This is a genomic window from Legionella pneumophila subsp. fraseri (genome assembly GCF_000586315.1).
Taxonomy (GTDB): Bacteria; Pseudomonadota; Gammaproteobacteria; order Legionellales; family Legionellaceae; genus Legionella; species Legionella pneumophila_B.
This window is the reverse complement of sequence record NZ_JFIM01000002.1, coordinates 1-18,778: the sequence shown is the minus strand read 5'-3', so window position 1 is coordinate 18,778 and position 18,778 is coordinate 1. Positions and strand designations below refer to the sequence as shown.

Below are 18,778 nucleotides of genomic sequence, written 5' to 3'. Positions count from 1 at the left end.
TATCGAGCCTACTCTCTATTTTTCTTTGAACAAATAACAGCCTTAAATATTATCAAGTTTATTGCGGTAATACATTAAAATACGTTGATATTGTCAATAAAATATAAAGTTTAGTTTAATAATTAAACTATTTTATAGCATTTATTGCCCCTTTATGATTCGCTTGATAATGTGATTTCTCTGTGAGCACTCTTGGCGCTTTCAATACCGGGCTGATCGAACGGGTTAATATTCCATATCACACTTTGTACAAAGATTTTATGTTCATAGAGTGCCACCAGCGCTCCTAATGTATAAGGAGAACAATCTGACAAAATAAGATGATTCATTGGCATATTGCCAGGAATATACCCATAAGGATTTTCATTTGTTTGAATTCCCTCACTTAACACTTTCATTTTATAATGACACATGGAATTAATCTCATGCTCATCATTAGTTTTCAAAGTAATAAAATCGCCAACACATCGATGTGTACCCTGACATAATAATTGAAAATAGCTATGTTGCGCCTGATTACCTAATCCACCCCAAACGATAGGTCCAGTGGCATAATCTACCATTTTTCCATTCACATCAATAGATTTTCCATTACTCTCCATATCCAGCTGTTGTACATAAGGAACAAAGTATTCCAGTTTTTTTGAATAAGTAAGAATAAGTAAATTATGAATATTCAAAAAATTGTTATTCCATACACCGATTAAAGCCATAAGTACAGGAATATTATTTTTAAAATCAGTAAATTGGACATGAGTATCGACATCATGGGCACCAGCCAGCAATTCAACAAATTGTTCATAACCAATTGCAATGGCAGTAATTAAATTAACTGCGGAACAAAAAGAAAATCGACCACCAACCCAATCCCAAATCGGTAACACTGTTTTAATACCCATTTGATAAGCTCTTTCCGGATGAGCTGTTACAGCTATAAAATGTTGATCGATAGAAGTCATAACCTCATACAATGCAAAAGCTTTTCTGGCGTTTAATAGCGTTTCTTTTGTGGTAAATGACTTAGAAGAAACAATAAATAAGGTGGTTTGAGGATTAATTTTTGCAATAACATCGTTGAAACTAGCCGGGTCAACATCTGAGATAAAATGGTAATTAAACTCTTTGGAAATATAATTAGATAGGGCATGGATACATACACGAGGGCCTAAATCCGAGCCGCCAATGCCTATATTTACAACATCAGTTATTGGTAACCCTGAATAACCCAGCCACTTCTTTTCCCTGATTCGGTTAGATATCATTCTGATTTTTTCTCGGGTACTTACCACTTCAGACATGATATCCAGCCCATCAATCAGGATTGATTTATTGCTTAAATCTCGCAGTGCTGTATGTAATGCAGGCCTGTTTTCGCTGATATTGATTTTTTTACCATTGATTAAGTTATCAATTTTTTCTGGTAATTTGACTTCATTAGCTAAATCGATAAGCAAATCAATGATGGTTCTGTTTACTCTCTGCCTGGAATAGTCGTACTCAATACAATTGATCTGTTTTCTCGATTCATAATTGTTGGAATCCGGAACAACGTGTGGTTGAGAATCTGAATTTAAACGCACTCTTTTTGCTTCTTTTTGAAGCAAACTCCATGATAATAATTCTGTGTGAGACTTCATGCTATTTCTGATCATTAAAATAAAGGCTATGTTACCTGATTATTTTCAATTTATTAAACATTAATTTCGTGCTCATATCGTGTTAAGTAATACTGAACTGTATTTGATAATTTATGAACAAAATCACCTTGTGGAACCCAACCCAATTCCTTTTGAATTTTACTATTGTCTATGGCGTATCGTTTGTCATGACCCTTTCTGTCTTCAACAAAAGTAATCAATGAGTCATATGGTTTTTTCATAGGCTTTAAATCATCCATCATCTGACAAATCATTTTTATCAAACTTAAATTATCCAGTTCATTATTACCACCTATATTATAAACCTCTCCAACCATTCCCTTTTGAATAACCGTATCAATGGCTTCGCAATGATCCATGACATACAACCAATCGCGAACATTTGATCCATTACCGTAGACAGTAATAGGCAGCTGATTGACACAAGCATACACCACCTTAGGAATCAACTTTTCTTTATGCTGATTAGGCCCATAATTATTCGAACAATTGGAAGTGGTAACAGGTAATCCATAAGTATGGTAATAAGCTCTGACTATATGATCAGAACTTGCTTTGGACGCTGAATAGGGGGAATTAGGTTGATATGAATTTTTTTCAGTGAACGCAGCCTCTTCTTTTTCTAATGAACCATACACTTCATCAGTGGATACATGATGAAACCGACACTTTGATTTATCCCATTGCCTTTCATTCAACCAATAAATCCTTGCTGCCTCTAACAGAGTAAAAGTTCCAATCACATTGGTTTCAAGAAATATTTGCGGATTATCAATGGAATTATCCACATGGGATTCCGCTGCAAAATGGACAAGAGTATCTATCTCATGTTCCCTTAGTAAGGATAACACCAGATTTTTGTCCAATATGTCTCCTTGCACAAAAAGGTGATTTTGATATTCTTCTATTTCGCTCAAATTGGCTTTATTTCCTGCATAGGTCAATTTATCCAGACTGACAATCTTGATTTCCGGGTATTTATCAATCATAAATTGAACAAAATTACTTCCTATAAAGCCTGCAGATCCAGTTACCAAAAGATTGTTCATTTGATTTTTCATAGTGTGATTCTTATTTTTTAGTAAAATGGTCGATGACATCTGGCAAATCATTTTTCCAGCTGCAACTTTTTATACCCAATATTGTTTCTATCTTTGTTGTATCAAGTACCGAATTTTTTGGCCTTATTGCCTTTGTAGGATATTCTTCTGACTTAATCGGATTTAGATTGTTTAAAGTCAAAGACAGCTGTTTATCTTTTGCTATCTTAAGAAATGTGCTGGCAAATTCGTACCAATTAGTGACACCCTGTCCCGCATAATGATATAGGCCCCAAGATTCAAAGGAAGAGTGGCTGATTTTCTGCACTATTTCAAATAGTACCCTTGCTATATCTCGAGCTGAAGTAGGTCTTCCCCATTGGTCAGAAACGATATTCAATTCCTTTCTGCTGCAAGCCAAATTTAAAATCGTTTTTACAAAATTTTTCCCTTGTTCACCAAATACCCAGCTAACTCGTAAAATAATATACTTTTTAAGTTGAGATAAAATAGCCTGTTCCCCCTCCCATTTGCTACGTCCATAGGTGCTTAATGGATGCGGAATATCATTTTCATGATAGGAACCCTCCTTCTCTCCATCAAATACATAATCAGTTGATAAATGGATCAAGGGGATATTTTTCAGGTTACAATAATTCACCAGGCGACAGACAAACTCGGTGTTCACGATATGAACCAAATCAGGTTCATCTTCTGCCTTATCTACAGCCGTGTAAGCTGCTGCATTAATGACAAGATCCGGTTGGATTTCTGATAACACATCATGAACCCGTTCGGGTTTGGAACAATCAAGAATATCTCTAGTACAAGCATATACTTCATACTCAGAAGAAAAAAATTTGACAATCTCGGTACCAACTTGCCCATTAGCACCTGTAACCATTATTTTCATTTAGGTTTGATATCTCGGTAAAAGTTGAGTATCTATTAGGCTTAAAGGCTTGCCTGCAGCGTCTTTTGGAGACAATTGAACCTGATTTCCTAAGGGCCAATCAATTGCTAGTTGCGGGTCAAGATAATGAATGGAAAACTCACTTTCAGGATGATAATAGTCAGTACATTTATAAGCGAAATCAGCTATAGCACTCAAAACATAAAACCCATGGGCAAACCCTTTAGGAATCCAAAATTGCCTTTTGTTTTCTCCGGAAAGAATCACTCCAACCCATTGCCCAAAAGTAGGGGAGCCTAACCTAATATCCACGGCAACATCAAACACTTCACCAGCTAAAACTGAAACCAGTTTTCCCTGGGTTTGTTGACTTTGATAATGCAGACCTCTTAGCACCCCTTTTTGTGATCTTGAAAAATTATCCTGGACAAAATGATCGGTTATCCCTAATAACTCCTCATATCGCTTGGCTTGAAAAGATTCGTAAAAAAAACCTCTTTCATCACCATAAATCTTTGGTTCAATAATTTTAATTTCGCTTATTTTAGTATCTATGACATTCATACATTCGCCAATACATTCTTTATATCACTGTTATGTGAAGAGCAAGTTAATTTCGCTCAATAAGTTTTCGCCTGATTTTCCATCTAACAAACCCCATTTAGTACTATCTTTCAACTGAGCTGCTCTTATCTCTTCATAATAATTTGCTTCTTTGATTAGTTTTTTCAGTGTACTTGCAAACTCTATTCGACTAAATACGGTAATAACTCCTTTCAAATCGTCATAATCATCGTATCGATATTGATATAAATCATAATTAATAACTGGAATCCCACAGGTAATAGCCATTCTAATAGTTGCAGAACAAGTTGCTACATAAACAGAACTTAAAGGAATTATTTCAGCTACATCTCCATAAAATACTTTGACTGGATAATCACTTATAAACTCCACAGTAGAGGGATTAATCCTTGGATGTAAATTAATGACTATATTATATTCATTGGCATATTGCTCCAATTCCCCTAGCACATATCTTACCAGATCTGAATAAGCTGTAAATTCAATGACATCCAGTCTGCTCTCACATTGGTTCGGAGGTAGTGCACACAGAATCATTGGTTTATTGAGCTGCACATCAAGGGATTGATATAATTTCGATCTATATAAGTCAACATTTTGTAATTTTAAGTACAATTCATCATTATATAAGGCACCAGTAGATCTTAAGTAGTTTTCCTCCAATCCTGCAGCAATATAATACTCCTTCATAGCATTACTCTCTATGGCAAGAAAATCAATCATACCACTATTCAACAACCAAGGATTTTTAGGTGTAGCTCCAAACATTTCATGAAGCAATATTAAATCAGCATGCAGAATAATTTGCTTGTTTTTATAGGAAAATACCCAATGAGGAAATGCGATGGACATAATTTTATTATAAAACTTAGACAGAGAACATGCTGGTTCATTATAAAAAGCCTCCGCCCATTCCTTAGTATTTGCAATTGTGAATGGCACAATAATAGAGGGAATATTGTATTTTTTCCCAATGTGTGAAGTCAGTTGAGTAAAATAAAATAAATTATGCTCAGGGTACACTAATAATTTAACTTCATACTGCATTAAAATTTCATCAATATAATTACTGTACTTGTATGCAGAGCGTGAAATTGTTGGTAAAAAAAACGGTAATTTGTCCCATACCAATTTGTATACAGAAATTAATAAAGAGGCAAGCCAATTCTCATTTTTAAAAAATAATTTATTTTTTTTAGTCTTAATATATTTTCTATAGGGTTGAAAAATACCATTAAAAATCAAAGCAATAGACTTAAATAAATAGTAGAAAGGGGATAATAATATTATGAGCCATTTATTATTTTTTAAATAAATCTTATTGTTTGAGATACTAACCAATTTTCTGTGTAAGTGAGAAATACCATTAAAAATCCAAAAAATAGGTTTTAATAAATAAATGATAATTTCTAAAATTTTAAATATCAGTTTAAACGACCGTCGTATTATTCTTTGTTTAATACTATTTTTAGATTGTAATACATGAGAATCAAAATAAGTAATATACTGAATTCCCTCTGATTGACAATGCTTGATATCTCGTTTAACTCCTTCATATCCCGCATAAAAAAGTAAATAAGGTTGAAAATTTCCATTTTGCTTCATTAGTCGAGCAACACGCATCATTTCTTTAAAATGAGTAGAGATATGGACAAATAATAAGGTATTTTTAGGGATACTAATTTTATTCATTCAATGTATATTACATCCTTAAAATTTAAATTATATCTACTATTCAAATAACTACTATTCTTCTGTTAATAACTCCTGACTAATTAATTCAGAAGAAGATTCCTCTGATTTAATGCTCCAAGTCAATTTTGGTCTTAGTAAGCTATCTGGCCAACAACCTAACCAATCTCCTCTGACACCAATAGGCAGTTTATCGTCGATGACTTTCATTGATAAACAATTTGGGCGAACAAGCGCTGGTCTATTATTTTCCAAATCTGTTATAACAAGTGAAATTAAAAATTGACCTTCATTTAAGAATTCTTTTGGGATAACAAGCGTCTCAGAATAAAATCCTGCTTTCCTGCATTTATGTTGAGGATTTAATGAATTATTCATTGTCGAAAATAAATTAACACCACTCAATGAAGATATATCTAATCTAATATTTACCCTGGAATTATTTCGTTTAATCTCATATTGAATTTGAATAGTGATGTCTTCATTTACTGTAAATTTATCTTGAACTTGCCCAACGTTATTCAAAAGTTTCAGTGAATAAATCACGATTGTATCTTTTATCTGAGGCGCATTAACTAAATTATTATTCCAACTTTTTTCTGCACATAATGATTCTTTTAGATCAGGTGCTGAATTCAATACAATTGGTGTGGATTGTTTATGTTCATTTGAAACCAATAAATTTTTATTTTTATCTGAATTTAAATTATCATCATTATTAATTCCGATGTCTTTAAATTCAACGATTGTTCCATGAGACAATTTTATAATTTTTTTACAAATAGACTCTACAGCTTTCATATCATGGCTTACAAAAATAAGTGTCCGTCCATCATTTGCAACTTCCAGCATCTTTTCCTTGCATTTCTTCTGGAAATCCTGATCTCCTACTGCAAGAACTTCATCAAGTAGTAATATTTCTGATTCAAGATGAGCTGCTACTGAAAAGGCAAGTCGCGTATACATTCCAGAAGAATACCGCTTTACCGGTGTTTCAATCTGACTACCTAACTCGGAAAATTCAACTATCTCTTTAAAACGAAGATTAATTTGTTGTTTTGTCATCCCGTTAATAGCGGCGTTTAAGTAGATATTCTCACGTCCTGTCAATTCCGGATGAAAACCAGTTCCTACTTCAAGCAAGCTGATCAAATGACCTTTATATCTAAACTCACCAGAAGTAGGAGTCGTAATTCTCGATAAAATTTTTAATAAAGTACTTTTCCCAGAACCATTCTGACCTATTAAGCCTATGCGTTCGCCAGGAGAGATTTGTAAATTAATATCCTTTAAAGCCCAAAAATATCCGGGAGGTAACCCTTCTGTTTGTGCATCCGAAATAACCGCTTTGGCAGAGGACTGTTTTGTATTTTCTTCATCAACACTTGATGTATTTTTTTCTCCGATTAACGCTTTTTTAATCTTTTTTGATATTTGCTCATATATAGTTCCATGCTCGGAGGCACCAGCACCTAACCTATATACTTTACTTAAATTATCTACTCTTAAAATCCAGTTCATAATGCATCTACTAATGATTGTTCATGTTTACGAAATATGTTAAATCCAAAAATAAATATTAAAATTGCAGCCGAAAAACCAAATACGAATTGCTCAGGGTTTGGCCATCCCCCTTTCAAGGCATCTCTATATGCACAAATCACCATACTCATGGGATTAAACTCATACCACAAACGTAACCAGGAAGGACTGGCTGATATTGGGTAGAGTATCGGGTTTGCGAAATAATAAAATTGCAAAGCTAGAGGCACAAATAATTTCAAATCGCGGTACCTGGTACTAAAAGGAGCAAGCATCAACCCCAATCCCATTGCAAACATCGCTTGAATGGCAAATAGGAGTGGGAATATTATGAATAAATGGTAATTAAGTTTATCATAAATGGTGGCGCAAATTATAATTAAACCGAATCCAACAAGATAATCAACCCCTGCAGACAAAGTGTATGTTCCTCCTAGTAATAACCTTGGAAAATAAATTTTATTTACCAATCCGGAGTTGCCTTCTACCGACCCCATAGTTAAATTGATCATTGCCATAAAGGCATACCAAGGAATAATGGCTACTAAATAGAATAAAAGATAAGGCAAACCATCTGTGGGAATTTTGATCATAAATCCAAACACAAACGTAAACACTCCAACGGTAATTAATGGCGATAACACTATCCAGCCAAAACCCAAGAGTGTTTGTGAGTATCGAACTTTGATATCCCTTGCAGTAAAAACCCACAGCAGCATCTTGTAGTGCCATAAATCTTTTAGATATGTTTTAAGAGGCTGGATATCCCCTGCTTTAATAACCGTTTCTTTTAATACTTTATTTTCATTCATAATCGTTATACAACCTCTATAACATTTTGTTTAGATTTGAAAATATCATTCAAACAATGAATGACCCTATCAATATCTCTGGGAGTTAAATTTGACCCGGAAGGAAGACAAATACCATGATCAAACAAGTAATCTGAAACGCTGAATTGCTCATCATGAGGGTAATATTTACAGCCTGCAAATAAAGGCTGTCTATGCATTGGTTTCCAGGTTCTTCTTGCTTCGATTTTAAACGGCTTTAATTGCTCTATGACTTCTTCCGGTCTTATCTTGTATGGCGTTGGTTTAATAACTAATGTCGATAACCAACGAGTACTGTATCCGTTATTTATCTCTGGCATCATGTCAATAAATGAGTAAGATTCCAAGGCTTGCTTATATCGATCAAAAATAGCTCGTCTTGCCTTAACCCGTTTTTCCAATACTTTCAGCTGCCCTCTGCCTATGCCGGCAAGCACATTACTCATTCTATAATTATACCCAACCACAGTATGCTCATAATGCGGCACTGGTTCGCGAGCCTGAGTTGATAAAAATCTTGCTCTTTGTATCAGATTCTCGTCTTCAGATACCAACATGCCGCCACCAGACGTGGTAATGATTTTGTTGCCATTAAATGAAAACACACCTAACTTGCCGAAAGTCCCGCTATGCTTGTTATTATAAGTAGCCCCCAAAGACTCCGCGGCATCTTCTATAATTGGAACATTATATTCATTGCATAATTGGCATAAAGCATCATAATTAGCACTTTGTCCATATAAATTAACAATGATCACTGCTTTCGGCATTTGATTTTTTGCTTTACTTTCTCTTAATGCTCTCTCAAGAGCAACTGGAGACATATTCCAGGTATCCAAATCAGAATCAATAAATACCGGTGTCGCGCCTTGGTACAAAATAGGGTTCACTGTGGCTACAAAAGTAAAGCTGGATGCGAAGACAATATCCCCTGGTTTCACATCGAGTAATACCAATGCCAGATGAATAGCCGCTGTTCCTGAGCTTAAAGCCACAGCTGATTTTGTATTAATGTATTCCGCTACTTCTTTTTCAAAAGAATCCACATTGGGGCCTAAAGGGGCTACCCAGTTAGTCGCAAAAGCTTCTTGCACGTATTGCTGTTCATGCTCACCAATATGAGGTGAGGACAGCAGGATATTGGAAGAGAGTTCTCTCCGGTGGATCAAGCGTATGGGGCGATTACTCTCATCGATAACCGGAATATGATCTAATTCATATTCCTGCATTAAATGGTAAGCATCCTGAATCGTAGCAGAGACGGGTAAAGCTTTTGATGAATGCTCAGATAACCCCTCTAAAGTGGAGTCTAATGCGAATCCTTTTAATAGTAATCTTCGAATGTCACCATCTGTAACCGTCCTTATTAAACGCTCATCACTATCTACCAGAAATAACACACCTTGAGCTGTAACATCCAGTTTACTCAAGGCAGTTTTCAGATTTTCTTGTTTTTGTATATATAGCTCTTTGATAGTAATCATTTTATTCCTTTTAGACTGCAGGTACGCCTTTCACAACAGTATTTTCTTTTACATCCTTCACAACGACTGAGCCAGCCCCAATTGTTGCCCCATCTCCTATAGTCACGCCAGGCAAAACAACAGCTCCAGCTCCAATCAGAACTCGCTCACCAATCCTGACTCGCCCACCTAAGGTGCTATTAGGCGCAATATGCGAATACGAACCAACTATCACTTCATGATCCACAACAGCGCTGTGGTTGATGATACATCCTTCACCCACCTCACAATCAGGTCCGAGTATTGCCTGTGCTGCGATAAAAGAACCAACACCTACGCTCGCTGATTTTGCAATAATGGCAGCCGGGTGAGTAATTGTAAACAAGTTTGCTTTGGAATTCATCAAATCTATAACATTCTTTCTGACCTGATTATTTCCAATACTGACGTGCGCATAGCCAACGTAGTCAGCTAAATCATCCATCGTCGAATCAACCAATATCCCACACACTTCTTGACCCAGCAAACTCTTATTACTATCGCAAAGTGAAACTTGCAAAGAGTGCTGGGTCAGAGATAAGGCATCAATCACCACTTTACAGTGCCCACCACATCCTATTATTTTCAATTTAGTATGCATTGCATTTATTCAATATTTGTGAATGCAAAGAGATGGTTTTTAACAATTGATAACACCTTTCACTTGTTTTCCCATCCCCATAACAATTCGAGTATTTCATTTTGGGTTTACTTAGCGCCTCTCTTAGGCCGGCCAAAATAGCATCATAAGTGATACCAACATCAATGACATTATCGCTTCGCTCTCTTAAATTTTGCCTGCTTCCAACATTAACTACGATCAGGTTAAATGAGGCTGCCTCTATGATGCCACTACTGGAATTTCCCAGCATCACATCACAATTTGCAAGACAATCAATATATTCAGGGCGATGTAGATGCTTGATAATTCTAATATCAGGATGATAAGTATATTCCTGAATCACTTCTCTAATAAAATGACCACCCGTATCTGAATTCGGCTCAAGGCAAATAATCTGTAAATTAGATGCGAGTGCTGCCTGAATCACACTTTGAAATTGGATTTTAATCGAGTCAACTTCTTGAACAACGGGGTGATAGATTAATAAGCAGATTTTTTTATCAGGAGAAAGCCCATAGCGTTGATTAAACACATCACGTGCAGACGTTTTATACTGCATGATTTCATCCAAACCCGGAGCGCCAACTTGAAAAATGGTTTCCTCTTTTTCACCCATTCTAATCAAGCGTTGTTTAGATGCCTCTGTCGCAACAAAATGATAATGTGATAATTTCGAAATGGCATGCCTTACCATTTCATCAACGGTTCCAGAACGCTCTCCTCCATGCAGATGTACAACAGGGATATTTAAATGCACCGCAGCTATGGCTGCAGCCAACATTTCACCCCTATCTCCCAGCAATAAAACGACATCAGGATTTTCACGTTCAAATACCTCCGTGAATCCCAAAAGCTCATGACCAATAGCTTTTGCCATAGAACCATGCTGGGTATTGGCAAGATTGACTGGAATAATGCCGCATATTGAGAACCGATCTGCCTTAATTTCGTTAATTGTATTTCCATACAAAGCATCAAGATGCATGCCAGTGACACAAACCGATAAGTCAATGTCGTCTGAATAGTGCAATCTTTTTAGTACTTCTCGCATCAGCCCATAATCAGCACGAGTACCTGTAACATAAATTATTTTTCTGGTCATTACGCTTCAATATGTTCCCATAACAAAGTGGTACCCGCAGACAAATTCATACTTAATCGCGCGCCTATAATTTTTGATATTTCTGACGGTGCTATTCCAGTTCCGGGTCTTAGCAGGATCAAATCTTCTTTACTGATTTGAGAACCTTTAGGCAAATCACATTTTAAAGTAACACTTCTTCTAACCAGGGCTCTTATCGGAAGCTCATTATCTGATGGTTTTTTTTCACCATTTCCCAAAACAGTTTCAGTATCTCTGATGGCTTGCACCAAACTCTTCATTTCCGCTGGATTCATGGAAGCGAGATGATCTGGTCCCGGGAGAGATTTATCCATTGTAAAGTGTTTTTCGATCACACACGCACCCATACCAACTGCCAGAGTTGGCACCAAAATACCCAAAGTGTGATCAGAATAACCTACTGGCAATTGAAATTCATCCGCTAATGTCTGCATGGCTTTCAGATTCACGTCTTGATAAGATGCCGGATAATTAGAGGTGCAATGCAACAAAACCAGATAATCTGATAAAGAGTTTTCATAATATGGTTTTACTGTGTCTATAGCTACTCTTACTTCTTGCAGATCACACATCCCTGTTGAAATGATTAAGGGTAATTTTTTACTGGCGCAATGCTGTAAATATGGGATGTTGGTAATTTCACCAGAAGGAATTTTTAATCGTTTTACCCCTAGGGAAATAAGAAAATCGATGCTTTGTTCATCAAAACCAGTTGACATAAATTCAATGCCGAGTGAATTGGCTAATTCACTTAATACATAATGATCATCTTCTGAAAGTTCCAGTGCCTTGAGCATCTCATACTGGGTAGCAGATTCTGGAGCATTATTTTTTTGGTATTCCGCTTTTTCTACTGTTTTATTCACCAGGGAGTCCGCTTTGAAAGTCTGAAACTTTACTGCATCAGCGCCTGACTCTTTGGCTGCATAAATTAATTCTTTAGCCAGTTGAAGATCACCATTATGGTTTACTCCTGCTTCAGCAATAATAAAACAAGTCATACTAGAGCCTCTTGGTTTAATTCCATTAATTTTTCTGTTAGAGCCCAATCGATTGGCGTATCAATGTCGATAGATTCAATTGGACTATCCATGAGCAGAGCTTTTGTTGGATCACTGTAAAATGATTTGTTAGTAATTAATTGTTTGGTAGTAGCTATATAAATCGCACCATTCAACTTATAAATTGGTTCACTTTCAGAAATATCAATGGTTTTAAAAATACTGGGAGAACACAAGTTACCTTGAGCATCAACTGTTCTGTACCAAGAAGGTTTAAAATATACTTTATTGATAGATACGACACTATAACCAATATCTTTATGCATTAAAACAGCCTCTCTAATAGTTTCAGGTTTTCTAAAAGGAGAAGTGGGCTGTAATAATAGGACACTGTCAAAATACACATTGATTTTTTTATAATTATTTAACAAATCAATCACTGCATCCTCAACATTAGAAGAATCATCTGACAGACTTGCTGGTCTTAACCAAGGAACTGAAGCACCATGCTGAATTGCGATATCTGCTATTTCCTGACTATCTGTAGAAACAACAACTTGCTCACAACAATTGGATTGTAGAGCAGCATCGATGGTGTGAGCAATCAACGGCTTTCCTGCAAGCAATTTAATATTCTTTCCGGGGAGTCGTTTTGAGCCTGCTCTTGCCGGTATTATTGCTAAAATTCTCAATTCTTGCATCCTAAATTTGTAAAAACTGCTTGATAATTTCCAACCCTACTTCCCCACTTTTTTCAGGGTGGAACTGGCAACCGTAAATATTTTCATCTTTTATCACAGCACTGATCGGCTGGCCATCATATACAGTATCAGCTAATCGCTTGGTAGAGTCGCTTGGTACAGCCATATAAGAATGTACAAAATATACCGATGAATTGACAGGGGTATTTTTTAATATCGTGCCAGACCAATCTTCACAAGTAGGAGTTGGAATCAATTTATTCCATCCGATATGAGGGATTTTATGTCGTTGGCCATCAGCTCCATGCAATGGAATACTAACTACTTCCCCTGCTATTAAATCAAGTCCATCATGTTCACCAAACTCCATGCTTTTAGTCAACATCATCTGCATTCCAAGACATATTCCAAGAAAAGGTTTACCACTACGTACGAATTGCTTTATGGGTTCTATAAAATCCAGATCAGTTAATCCCTTCATCCCATCTTGAAAAGCACCTACTCCTGGTAAAACTAGACGATCAGCGCGTATAATTTCTTCTGGAGTATTAACAAACCTTACTGGAGCATCAAAATAATAAAAAGCTCTTGCTACGCTTAATAAATTACCAATGCCATAATCTACAATTGAAACTGAACTCATATTGTTCTCACATGAATACCTTTAGCTAACGCATGGTTTCGTATCTCTGACAAACTGAGTCGCTTATAATGTAATACATCAGCCATGGCAACTGCATCAGCATTAGCACCACAAACAACATCAACCAAATCGTCCAAACATCCCATTCCACCACTTGCAATCACTGGAATTGAAACTGCTTGAGAAACCTGTTTCACTAATTCCAGATCAAAGCCTTTACGAGTACCTTCCTGATCAATAGAAGTCAGGAGAATCTCACCTGCTCCGAACTCCTGTCCATTACGAGCCCAATCGACAACATCCATTCCTGTGTGTTCACGACCATTATCGGTCATGACTTCCCATCGTCCATTTGTATCTCGCTTAGCCTCGATTGATAAGACCATACATTGCGAGCCAAATCTTCTGGCGATGTCAGATATGAGAACAGGATTTTTGGTTGCGGCAGTATTAACAGCAACTTTGTCAGCACCACAACGCAACAATTGTTTTACATCATCGACACTGCGAATACCTCCTCCAACAGTGATAGGGATAAACACATTTTCAGCCGTATTTTTTACAATTTCTGATAAATTATTACGTCCATACAAGGAAGCAACGGTATCCATGTAGATCAATTCATCAGCGCCTTGCGCATAATATGCCATAGCATATTCATTGGGATTTCCGACAACTCTTAGCCCCTCTAAATGCACTCCTTTAATTAGATTAGGGCCTTTAATATCTAGTCGTGCAATCAAACGGATATTACCCATTAAACGGTCTCCAGATAATCTCTAGTTTGTTTTTCGCGATTAGTTACTTGATGTCTCAACATCCATTGTTCGCCTTCCTTTTTCCATAAATGAGGAGATCTGAAAGTATCCGCTAAAGCCATAAAATAAGCCCTGTCCATAATTGGCTGCTCAAACATTTGTGAAGCAATTGGAAATTCTTTGGGATTAATACTCAAGTACTTAAAGATTTCTTCAGCAAAACGCTCAGGAAACTCTTGATCAAAACGTTTAACCAAGGCAACACCCTCTTCACGAGTAATATCTCCAGAACGTATTTCCTGAGAGGCATCGTAGGTTGCTCTTCCTATGCCAAATTTGGTTAATGTGGTGTAGTAATGAAAATCATCAATTTTGTCATCAATACTATTATATTTGCTGTAAGTTCCAGGAGTTCGTTCTGGAGAAGCCTCAAAACCACCGTGTTCCACAGCATAATAATAACAACTTTGTGGATGCCACTTCAGATAATATCCCAGATAATGAACCTCGATCTGTTGTTCCTCAATTTGCTGTGGATCAGCAGGTAGATAAGCATCCAAGTCATTGTCACTTAAACCGAAATCGCTTTTTAACTCTTGAACAGATGTACCACCTAAAAAGATTTTGCTTTTATCTTCTGCGGTAAAATATTTCCAGTCTCTTTTCGCAGATTCAGTATCCCCTATAGGATTACCGTATTCTGCTTCATTTTCTCCATAAACCACCAGTTTAATTTTATGCAACAAAGCCATTTTAGGAGCATAAGCTTTTTGACCAATCATAAAGGGTTGAAATGGATGAAACAGATTTTCAACAGCAAGTCGTGTCAACAATCTATGAACTCTGCCATTGGGAGTAAACAAATAATTATCAAAGCCAGCATGTATCCAGGATTGAAAATTTCTCCAACCCCAAGGTGTATACATATGAGGAGCCCAAGTCACAGTCAAAGGAGTCATTCCGTATTTATATTTTAAAATATGGGCGGCATAAAAACTGTCTTTGCCTCCAGAACCGGGAACAACACAATCATAGGAACCGTCTTTGCTTCTAAAACGATCGCAAAGTTCTCTCAATTGTCTGTCTCTCTCTTCCCAATCAATAGTTGATTTTTTCCGTTCAGCAACTCGACAGGCATCGCAAATACCTTTTTCATCAAAATGAATAGTATCTTTTTTTGATTCTTTCTTGTGTTCATACTCTACGGCAGAATTAGGTCTTTGGTTTGAAATAACACAGCTTTTGCAAAATTCCACCTTATTTGGTAGACCATACTTTGTTTGAAGCTTTTCATCTGGAAGCTGAAAACTTGATAAATCAATGGACTTTGGTGCATAAATTTTGCTCATATCAATTCCTATCGCGACTTTGTATATTTTTATAAATACGGGAGTATACAATAAAAATCACAGGTATTAAACAAATCATATTTCTACTGAGTAAGTCATACAACAACAAAAGATTTCTCAAAATCAACAGTCGCCAATTACCCCCATTTAAGGATATACTTGATAAATCGTATTAAACAGGAATTTTGCATGTCCTTGAAGGCCATGTATAACCAAATCGCTGAAAATTACGCGACAGCTAATCGTTTTGGTTCAATTAGTGAAAGCCATCATGTCGCCATTGAGCAGATGAGGAAATTTCATTTGGGGTTGAAACCTCATTATAAAATCCTCGATCTGGGCGTTGGCAATGGGTCATTTTTGCAAAAATTACATCACTTAATGCCAACAGCTGATTTCACAGGCATTGATGTTTCATCAGAAATGTTAAAGCGAGCGAGCGAGGCTCTCCCTTTAACAACTATTGAAGGCAGTGCTGCAGAAGCTAACAAGTTTTTGCCCGCACATAGTCAGGACTTGGTTCTGGCTCATTTTATTAACGCTTACATCCCTATCAATGTGCTCTTTGATGAAGCGAAATACTTGACACGTGCCAATGGTCACTTCTCTTTGATCACAACAACCTATGATTCTTTTCCTGTAGCACAACAACAACTGGCCAACTTTATCGCTCAGGATACTATTTTAAGCCGAGTTGTTGGTCACTACTATAAATCCATAGTAAAAAATACGACCGTTGCTGCAAATCGCGAAGAACTCTTGTTGGCATTTAAACAACATCAATTTAATATTTTGGATCATCAGCGTATTGAAATACCTATTACCCTTAATAATATTGATGAATTGGCACTGTTTGGAATAGAGGGCACCTGGTTTCTTAATACCCTATCGATACGTATGCTGCCAAAATATTTTTTAATTCAGCGTCTTAAACGGCTTTTCAGCAGGATATTTACTTTTCCCTACCATGACACTCATATTATTGATGTGGTTCTTGCCAAGAAGTGATAATCTTGAACCGTAGTTTAGAAAAAACGGAATGAGGTGTGAAATTGATTTCTCAAGCAGTTAAAAATTATCTTCCAGAACTAAGTCTTCGTCAAAAACAAACCAATAATATTATTTTTATTACTTTTTGGAGCCAGTTTTCTGTCTATGCTCTGAATACAATTCTGGTTTTATTTTTAACTCGACCCTTGATTGCCCAGGGGTTGGGTTACAGTCAAGCCAAAGCCTACGCTTTCATTGGTGTAACTCAAGCCACAGGCTACCTGATGCCTATTTTAGGCGGGTATATGGCCGATAATATTATTGGTGTGAGAAGGTCTATTCTTTTGGGTAGCATCATGCTGGCATGTGCTTATTTACTGGTCATGTTAAGTGGATACACAATTAGTTCTCTTGGGGATCAATTATTTATCATGGCTTTTGCCTTTATTCCAGCAACCAACTCCCTATTAATGGGAACCGCATCAAGTATGGTTTCTCACATTTATTCCGATGATGCTATTAAAGCCAAATCCGCTATGACTTATTATTATATGGCCATTAATGTGGGAGCGCTACTGGCAACTATGATCGCGCCAGTATTACTGGAAAGTCGTTATGGCCCACTTTCAGTACTCACTTTGACTTTTATTGGCAAATCCATCGCTGCCTTGAATTTTGCTAAGCGTTACTCCATTTATAGTAATGTTATTTGGGGAATGGATAAATCCAAATTTTCCAATCAAGGTCTATTACGCCTTGTCGCTTATATAGCGGCTATCTATTCCCTTACTTTATATGCTTATACTCATGTTTATATCGCCAGCACGCTAATAGGTGCAGGATGTGCTATAGGAATTCTCTGGTTTTTAATTAAAACCATTATGCTTAAAGGAGAAACTCGCAGTAAACAAATGATCGCTGTATTGTTGATAATAGAAGCCATAGTATTTTTTATCATATACAATCAAATGAACAGTACTTTGGTATTATTTGCAGAAAACAATTCTGATCTGAGTTTTCTTTGGTTTAAAATTTCTCCTGCTCAATACCAAATGCTAAATCCTTTGCTCATTTTACTGATTGGAAGTCAACTCCCTCGTTTCTACAGATTCTTTTCACGTTTCACGATTCCCTATCAGTTTGCAGCCGGTACGATTCTCTCTGGCATCGCCCTACTGGTTATGGCCTTTGCTGCCCAAAATGCAATCAATGGATTAGTGAATGGTAACTACATTGCTTTGACCTATATTTTAATCTCAATTGCTGAATTATGGGTCAGTGCCATTGGTCTTAGCATGATCGGCTTGTATTGTGATGGGCGTGCGATTGCCTTTGCTATGGGCGTATGGTACTTAGCCAGTTCCATGTCCAATGCCATTTCAGGACGAATTGCAGGTTGGGTCGCCATACCAGAGAATATTAATTCTGCTCTTGAAAGTTTGCCCTATTATAAAAATTATTATTTGATTATGGGCATTAGTGCTTTGGGGCTTGGTGTTCTGATGTATTTCCTAGCTTATTATTTACACAAGATAATGAAACGACGAGGTATTGAGTTAGCCTAACTTCAATGGACATTGTTGTATTCGAGTGTGCTTCGAGACGGTGCTTCGCACCTCCTCAGCATGAACGGCCTGATAAGAAAATCCCATTTTTATAATCAGCCTTGGGGTGTTATGCAAACCCTCTTCCGATTATCCATAAACCTTTCTTGTTAATTGGATTATTATATTAATCCGTTCATGCTGAGGAGGTGCGAAGCACCGTCTCGAAGCATGAACAACCTGATGGGAAAATCCCATTTTTATAATCAGCCTTGGAGTGTT

17 protein-coding genes are annotated in these 18,778 nt (G+C 36.6%); 2 read left to right on the top strand and 15 right to left on the bottom strand.

Going from position 1 to position 18,778, the window contains the following annotated elements; translation table 11 throughout:
- Positions 1–152 precede the first annotated feature (152 nt).
- The 15 genes from pgi to CC34_RS0102550 are packed head-to-tail and all read right to left on the bottom strand — an operon-like array spanning position 153 to position 15,962.
- The gene (gene pgi / locus CC34_RS0102620) at positions 153–1,637 is read right to left on the bottom strand and encodes a glucose-6-phosphate isomerase (protein ID WP_028379106.1); all 1,485 of its coding nucleotides are present in this window, start codon (positions 1,635–1,637) and stop codon (positions 153–155) included.
- A gap of 53 nt (positions 1,638–1,690) precedes the next feature.
- Positions 1,691–2,770 carry a dTDP-glucose 4,6-dehydratase gene (gene rfbB / locus CC34_RS0102615; protein WP_032833071.1) on the bottom strand — a complete coding sequence of 360 codons (1,080 nt, stop codon included), beginning with the start codon at positions 2,768–2,770 and terminating at the stop codon, positions 1,691–1,693.
- A complete protein-coding gene (rfbD, locus tag CC34_RS0102610; protein WP_028379104.1) occupies positions 2,730–3,611 on the bottom strand; it encodes a dTDP-4-dehydrorhamnose reductase in 882 nt (293 codons plus the stop codon). The genes rfbB and rfbD overlap by 41 nt, the downstream gene beginning before the upstream one ends.
- Positions 3,612–4,175 (bottom strand): dTDP-4-dehydrorhamnose 3,5-epimerase, encoded by a 564-nt coding sequence (gene rfbC, locus CC34_RS0102605; RefSeq protein ID WP_028379103.1) that lies wholly within the window; start codon positions 4,173–4,175, stop codon positions 3,612–3,614.
- A gap of 30 nt (positions 4,176–4,205) precedes the next feature.
- On the bottom strand, positions 4,206–5,888 hold the full coding sequence (locus tag CC34_RS0102600; protein ID WP_028379102.1) for a hypothetical protein: 1,683 nt from the start codon (positions 5,886–5,888) through the stop codon (positions 4,206–4,208).
- A 54-nt stretch (positions 5,889–5,942) separates the two neighbouring features.
- Entirely contained in the window at positions 5,943–7,409 is a 1,467-nt protein-coding gene (locus CC34_RS0102595; protein WP_028379101.1) for an ABC transporter ATP-binding protein, read from the bottom strand.
- Positions 7,406–8,242 carry an ABC transporter permease gene (locus CC34_RS0102590; protein WP_028379100.1) on the bottom strand — a complete coding sequence of 279 codons (837 nt, stop codon included), beginning with the start codon at positions 8,240–8,242 and terminating at the stop codon, positions 7,406–7,408. The genes CC34_RS0102595 and CC34_RS0102590 overlap by 4 nt, the downstream gene beginning before the upstream one ends.
- A gap of 5 nt (positions 8,243–8,247) precedes the next feature.
- The gene (locus CC34_RS0102585) at positions 8,248–9,747 is read right to left on the bottom strand and encodes an aminotransferase class I/II-fold pyridoxal phosphate-dependent enzyme (RefSeq protein WP_028379099.1); all 1,500 of its coding nucleotides are present in this window, start codon (positions 9,745–9,747) and stop codon (positions 8,248–8,250) included.
- Positions 9,748–9,757: 10 nt separating this feature from the next.
- On the bottom strand, positions 9,758–10,366 hold the full coding sequence (locus CC34_RS0102580) for an acetyltransferase (RefSeq protein WP_028379098.1): 609 nt from the start codon (positions 10,364–10,366) through the stop codon (positions 9,758–9,760).
- Positions 10,356–11,489, bottom strand: a complete 1,134-nt coding sequence (neuC, locus tag CC34_RS0102575) for a UDP-N-acetylglucosamine 2-epimerase (protein WP_028379097.1) — start codon at positions 11,487–11,489, stop codon at positions 10,356–10,358. Before neuC ends, CC34_RS0102580 begins: the two co-directional genes overlap by 11 nt.
- Positions 11,489–12,511 (bottom strand): N,N'-diacetyllegionaminate synthase, encoded by a 1,023-nt coding sequence (gene legI, locus CC34_RS0102570; protein WP_028379096.1) that lies wholly within the window; start codon positions 12,509–12,511, stop codon positions 11,489–11,491. The genes neuC and legI overlap by 1 nt, the downstream gene beginning before the upstream one ends.
- Positions 12,508–13,212, bottom strand: a complete 705-nt coding sequence (locus CC34_RS0102565) for an acylneuraminate cytidylyltransferase family protein (protein WP_269456700.1) — start codon at positions 13,210–13,212, stop codon at positions 12,508–12,510. The genes legI and CC34_RS0102565 overlap by 4 nt, the downstream gene beginning before the upstream one ends.
- Before the next feature lies 1 nt (position 13,213).
- Entirely contained in the window at positions 13,214–13,855 is a 642-nt protein-coding gene (gene hisH, locus CC34_RS0102560; protein ID WP_028379094.1) for an imidazole glycerol phosphate synthase subunit HisH, read from the bottom strand.
- Complete coding sequence (gene wbuZ, locus CC34_RS0102555; protein WP_028379093.1) at positions 13,852–14,613, bottom strand: glycosyl amidation-associated protein WbuZ; 762 nt, start codon at positions 14,611–14,613, stop codon at positions 13,852–13,854. The genes hisH and wbuZ overlap by 4 nt, the downstream gene beginning before the upstream one ends.
- The gene (locus tag CC34_RS0102550; RefSeq protein ID WP_028379092.1) at positions 14,613–15,962 is read right to left on the bottom strand and encodes an N-acetyl sugar amidotransferase; all 1,350 of its coding nucleotides are present in this window, start codon (positions 15,960–15,962) and stop codon (positions 14,613–14,615) included. Before CC34_RS0102550 ends, wbuZ begins: the two co-directional genes overlap by 1 nt.
- 189 nt (positions 15,963–16,151) lie before the next feature.
- On the opposite strand from CC34_RS0102550, the gene CC34_RS0102545 reads away from it, so the two are divergent.
- On the top strand, positions 16,152–16,970 hold the full coding sequence (locus CC34_RS0102545) for a class I SAM-dependent methyltransferase (protein WP_028379091.1): 819 nt from the start codon (positions 16,152–16,154) through the stop codon (positions 16,968–16,970).
- Positions 16,971–17,008: 38 nt separating this feature from the next.
- Entirely contained in the window at positions 17,009–18,517 is a 1,509-nt protein-coding gene (locus tag CC34_RS0102540) for a peptide MFS transporter (RefSeq protein ID WP_028379090.1), read from the top strand.
- Positions 18,518–18,778: the final 261 nt, after the last annotated feature.

Excerpts from the sequence above, each read along its gene's own strand:
- rfbC (WP_028379103.1), bottom strand. The coding sequence starts at position 4,175 with ATGAATGTCATAGATACTAAAATAAGCGAAATTAAAATTATTGAACCA.
- rfbB (WP_032833071.1), bottom strand. The coding sequence starts at position 2,770 with ATGATTTGCCAGATGTCATCGACCATTTTACTAAAAAATAAGAATCAC.
- CC34_RS0102600 (WP_028379102.1), bottom strand. The coding sequence starts at position 5,888 with ATGAATAAAATTAGTATCCCTAAAAATACCTTATTATTTGTCCATATC.
- wbuZ (WP_028379093.1), bottom strand. The coding sequence starts at position 14,613 with ATGGGTAATATCCGTTTGATTGCACGACTAGATATTAAAGGCCCTAAT.
- hisH (WP_028379094.1), bottom strand. The coding sequence starts at position 13,855 with ATGAGTTCAGTTTCAATTGTAGATTATGGCATTGGTAATTTATTAAGC.
- CC34_RS0102590 (WP_028379100.1), bottom strand. The coding sequence starts at position 8,242 with ATGAATGAAAATAAAGTATTAAAAGAAACGGTTATTAAAGCAGGGGAT.
- rfbD (WP_028379104.1), bottom strand. The coding sequence starts at position 3,611 with ATGAAAATAATGGTTACAGGTGCTAATGGGCAAGTTGGTACCGAGATT.
- CC34_RS0102580 (WP_028379098.1), bottom strand. The coding sequence starts at position 10,366 with ATGCATACTAAATTGAAAATAATAGGATGTGGTGGGCACTGTAAAGTG.
- CC34_RS0102550 (WP_028379092.1), bottom strand. The coding sequence starts at position 15,962 with ATGAGCAAAATTTATGCACCAAAGTCCATTGATTTATCAAGTTTTCAG.
- CC34_RS0102565 (WP_269456700.1), bottom strand. The coding sequence starts at position 13,212 with ATGCAAGAATTGAGAATTTTAGCAATAATACCGGCAAGAGCAGGCTCA.
- CC34_RS0102595 (WP_028379101.1), bottom strand. The coding sequence starts at position 7,409 with ATGAACTGGATTTTAAGAGTAGATAATTTAAGTAAAGTATATAGGTTA.
- CC34_RS0102585 (WP_028379099.1), bottom strand. The coding sequence starts at position 9,747 with ATGATTACTATCAAAGAGCTATATATACAAAAACAAGAAAATCTGAAA.
- legI (WP_028379096.1), bottom strand. The coding sequence starts at position 12,511 with ATGACTTGTTTTATTATTGCTGAAGCAGGAGTAAACCATAATGGTGAT.
- neuC (WP_028379097.1), bottom strand. The coding sequence starts at position 11,489 with ATGACCAGAAAAATAATTTATGTTACAGGTACTCGTGCTGATTATGGG.
- pgi (WP_028379106.1), bottom strand. The coding sequence starts at position 1,637 with ATGAAGTCTCACACAGAATTATTATCATGGAGTTTGCTTCAAAAAGAA.
- CC34_RS0102545 (WP_028379091.1), top strand. The coding sequence starts at position 16,152 with ATGTCCTTGAAGGCCATGTATAACCAAATCGCTGAAAATTACGCGACA.